The following is a 4,406-nucleotide window of genomic DNA, read 5'->3' as shown; positions in this document are numbered from 1 at the left end:
GGATCCGCATCCTGCATCGATGCTGGCTGTCCCACACGCCCTACGATGAGTCGCGCTACCTTATGGCCTTGCAGCGCCGTGGCTCGCCCTTGCTTGCTGGTCTAGCTTCGTCGGATAGTTGACGGAACGGCTCAGGGCGTGAAGCGGACATTGTCGTTAGGCCGAAAACTCCGGAGGCTTGGATGAATCTGGCACCTTTGACACCAATGGTGGTTTCGCTGGGTATTGCTGCCCTTGCGGCTCTCGGCTCCAGGGAGCATCGTCGAGTGCAGGATGACGTAGAGATCTACAAATTCCCCTCCGTCTACACCTATCTGTTCGCCGGCGTATTCGCACTGTTTGCAGCCGTTGCTTGCATGCCATCACTGACTGGCCACGATCCGGCCACGATGGCAGCGTTCTGGTTGTTTCCCGCACTAGCACTTGTTGGCGGCTTGTACTTCTTTAGGTACAGGCTCGTTGTCGATCAAGGCGGGATTACAGTAGGAGCGTTCGCTCGCCGTCACATCGACCTTCAACAGGTTGTCGACACAAGGCTGCAGACTGGCCGGGGCGCAGAACTGACTTTAGTTTTAGAGGACGGAGCTAAAGTACGGCTCTCAGGACTGCTCACCGACTTTGACCTATTGTCGCAAACCTTGCTTGAGCACATCAGAAGTCGGAAGTAGATGAGCCAATAGTCAATGTCCGCTTCAATCCGAAGCGGGCAGTTGGCAGAGGTGAGGAAGGCATTTTTTTCGTTGGCTGGCTCAAAGAAGGATCGCTGCCATGGCGCTTTTTCGCTGTCTGGTTGTGGGAGAGAACTTTCCGGGAGTGCTGGCGGGCCTGCAGGAGAACGTAGGTTTTTATGCGACACGCTTTGTCGAGGCGCCTTCGGAGACCGAAGCGGAGACGAAAGTATTGGAGTTGTTGCGGAGTGACGAAGCGTTGGACGCACCTTTGGATGTTCGGTCTGCAACGGCACGGGTGTATTTTGAACAGATCCATGAGGTAGCCGACGACACAGAGCGAGCTCCCAATGGAGGCTTCACGTTCTTTCCAATGGGAACGTAAGACGAAGCGATGCATTGCTAACGCCTTTGAGGTCAGCACCGATACGCCTGCTTTTTTTACCCACAGCGGACACTTGATGAACGCGCAAGGAGAACGGCCATGAGTCGATGGATTCCCGCGGCATGCGTATATTTGGCGACGGCCATGGCTTTGGGCCCCGCATTCGCTGGGCCGTCCGGATTCGGTCTGCCAGCAATATCAGGCTCACGTGAATTGCAGCAGGTCTTGAGCCTTCGTGCGGTTGAAGTAGTCAAGTTGGCAGCAAGCTCGGATGAGGGGCTCGCGGCGTTGGTCGCCCCCTCCGCGAGTTTCAATCTTGGTGGCGGCGACGTGGGCCGTCCCTTGGGAACGGGAGTCAATGGCGCTCGCATGCTTGCGCAAACGATGAGGGCGGATACTTATCGTTTCCTTGGCTGGGACTACATGGACGTGCCGGCGGATCCTTGCTCAAAGCGCAAAGTTGAAGTCGAGTTCACCGATAGCCGAGGCAAGAGCGTGTCCCGCGTGGAGTTCACGTTCGAAGCAGGTCGCGTGGTGAATGCCGATGGTTGGGAAAGATCGTTCGAGACTGGGCGGCTATAAGGGCCACCTGTAGCCGGGCCGCTAATATCAGCTTTCGACCCGCAGCGGACCTTCCTGCGCTTTTAGCGTTACCCGTCCTGCGGATAGGCACTACAGTCGTTTGGTTGAACGCCCAGGGGGAGGTGCTCAAGCGCTTGGTCGCATCCGGCATTTCTCGACGAAGAAAAAAGGCCCGCGATAGGCGGGCCTTTTCATTCTCAATGGGTCATGCCCCTGGATGCCCTCGGGACACTTGATACCAACTCGCGGTGGCTGGTCGCTGAAGCAAACGCGACAGCCGTCCTGCTCAGCGCAGAACCAACGGCGCCGGTGCCTTGCTGCCGGGCCGCGCGATCGCGTACATCTGCCAGCTGATGTCCTTCAACAGCGCGTAGTGATCGTCGCCCAGCGTGTAAAGATCGAAGTGGCCCTTGTCGGGTAAGAAGCGGAAGTCCGACTTGGCGCCCAAGCCATCCAGCAACGCTTTCAACTTATGCGCGGGGCCTTCCAGATAGGCGCTATCGACGCTGCCCACATAGAGGTGGATCTTGCCGTCCAGATTGCCCTTGACCTGCGGCCATTGCTGCTGCAAGCGATAGGCGATGTCGTAATGCTCATGCCAATAGCTCATCACCTTCGGATCGACCGCGCCGGTGTCGCGATCGAACATCGGCATCGGTCGACCGTCCTTGCCGCGCGGCGAGAACACCCACTCGAACGAGGCCATCTGGCCGCCGTACTCGCCGATGACCCGCTCCTGCTTGGAAAACTCTTCAAGCGTGACCAGCACCTTGCCCTGGTCACGAAGAAACGGCCGCGGCTTGCCCTGCGCATCGCGATAGAGGTTGGCGTTTGGCGCGTACAGATCCACGCCAACGAAATCGTGGAAATCGCTTGGGTCCGGCGAGGTCGACCAGGTGCCACCGAACATGGACGGGTAGTTCGTCTGCAGCCATAGCGTGGCCCAGCCGCCAGACGAATGACCGTTGAGGAAGCGCCCGTTCGGCGTGGCGTCCATGTGGTACTTCGCCTCCAGCGCCGGGATCAGCTCGGCAGTCAGCGCCTGCCCCCAGGGGCCGTTGTTGACCGAGTCCGCGAACTCAACGGTGCCGGTGTAGCCAGACTCATCCAGGAACACCCAGATCATCGGCGGCATCTGGCCCTTGCTCATCGCCGAATAGACACTGGCCAGCACGGGAACCATGCGGTCGTTATTGCCACTGAAACCATGCGTGTAATACACCGTCGGGTAGCGCGTGGCGGCATGGGCGTCGTAGCCCGGCGGCAGCAGTACGCGGCCACGCATGGCGATCGGGCGGCCCCAGAAAGCACTCAGTGCAGGGCTGGTGAAGTCGATCGCCTGCGTGTGCGCGCGCGCTTGCGGCAGCAGTTGGCGCACCGCAGCCGGCGTCTGGGCCGACAACGTCCACGGATCGCTCGCCGGCAACGCATGCGTGAGCTTCAACACCGGCGCTGAAGTGGCCGGCAGATGCACCGACACTACCTCGCTGACCAGATCGCCGGCGCCACGACCGTCCACTACGTTATAGCTGTGATCCACATCGAGCACCGCCTGCATCAGGTAGTCGCCCGGCGGCAGCTTGGAAAAAGCCGCCGGAAATGCCTGTTGATCGGCGTCAAGCGTCACCGGCTGGCCTGGCACCAGATGGTTGACCTCGCGCGCCGCTACCGCGGTTTGATCGGGGAAAAACGGACTCGCATCGACCACCTCGACCTTGCCGTCCTTGGCCGCCGCCTGCGCCGCCTTGGCGTCGCTGGCGAATAGCAGCAGGCGACCGCTGGCCGGTTGCTGGGAGGCGCCATCCAGTTCGATCTGGAACAAGCTCTGCGTCGGCGCGGCCGGCTCGGCCCGTGCCAGCTCTGTCCACGCCATCCCGGTGCCAGTGACGCACACTGCCAGCAGTGCGGTGGCGATCTTCATTCGATATTGACCCACAAACTCTCCTAGGCGGCCATATGCACCGCCGATGAAAACGTCGCTGATTCAGAAGCCAGTACGAGCCGGCGTCCCGAGTGTTCTTATTTGGCGTCGACTGGCGCCAATGACTTCAGTTGCAAGTCTTGAACGTTTGCTTGCGCGTGCGCGGCAATCCTCGTCGTGGCAACCGCAGCCCACCAATCATCGGTCGTAAGTACTTGTTCATGATTTCTCTCTAGGGAAGGCCATTGGGGCGATGGCTCTTTTCTACTTCGCTGGCAGCACGCACCCGGTTACGTGCTTCTTTTGTCGTCTGAAGTGAAAGCCGCTCCCAACGCTTCCTGTGTGACGAGGCCGGAATTTTGTACCTCATGCAGCTATGGGGAGACCAAGCGTCGCCTCGGGCCCAACCCGCGCCAAGACCGACCGAGCGGAAGAACTTGCTGTCTTGAGGTGCATGTGCGCCAGCCTCGCAGCGGCGTGATGTCGTTGGCCGGAATCGACCGTCAGACCAAGACGAGATCGCTCAAGGAATGCCAGTCACGTGTTTCACCTGTAGCGCACGGCGCAGCGATCGGCCACTAAACATGCGGCCGTTGCGGTCACCCTGCCAAGGCGCGAGAGCACAGCGTTCGATCACTACGGTCTGGCAAGTTTTCTCGCGGCAGATGACCTGCTACGGTCGGAACCATAAGGTCCGCTTTCGACCCAAAGCGGACGCTCATCGTGCCGAGTCTTGTCTTGAAGCAAGCCCAAGGGGAGGGCTCATGTTTCTCTGGTTGACGCCTGTTGTAGTGGCCGTCCTTCTGGGTGTTGTCTCGTTCCTGTCCAGGCGAGAACAGAAAGGTGCGCA

The 4,406-nt window shown here is 59.9% G+C and carries 4 protein-coding genes; 3 read left to right on the top strand and 1 reads right to left on the bottom strand.

The features are described from left to right. Positions 1 to 182: 182 nt before the first annotated feature. From AC1DMY_RS20770 to AC1DMY_RS20760, 3 genes are all read left to right on the top strand, one after another. The gene (locus tag AC1DMY_RS20770) at positions 183 to 668 is read left to right on the top strand and encodes a hypothetical protein (RefSeq protein WP_477166745.1); all 486 of its coding nucleotides are present in this window, start codon (positions 183 to 185) and stop codon (positions 666 to 668) included. A 100-nt stretch (positions 669 to 768) separates the two neighbouring features. Next, entirely contained in the window at positions 769 to 1,053 is a 285-nt protein-coding gene (locus AC1DMY_RS20765) for a hypothetical protein (RefSeq protein WP_477166744.1), read from the top strand. A gap of 99 nt (positions 1,054 to 1,152) precedes the next feature. Further along, positions 1,153 to 1,635, top strand: a complete 483-nt coding sequence (locus AC1DMY_RS20760; protein ID WP_477166743.1) for a hypothetical protein — start codon at positions 1,153 to 1,155, stop codon at positions 1,633 to 1,635. A gap of 286 nt (positions 1,636 to 1,921) precedes the next feature. Here AC1DMY_RS20760 and AC1DMY_RS20755 read toward each other — a convergent pair whose 3' ends face one another. Next, on the bottom strand, positions 1,922 to 3,556 hold the full coding sequence (locus tag AC1DMY_RS20755; protein WP_477166742.1) for an alpha/beta hydrolase: 1,635 nt from the start codon (positions 3,554 to 3,556) through the stop codon (positions 1,922 to 1,924). Positions 3,557 to 4,406: the final 850 nt, after the last annotated feature.

The sequence above is a fragment of the Dyella sp. 01L423 genome, from assembly GCF_056399945.1.
The sequence above is the reverse complement of the archived record's forward strand: the minus strand, read 5'-3'. Positions and strand labels throughout refer to the sequence as shown.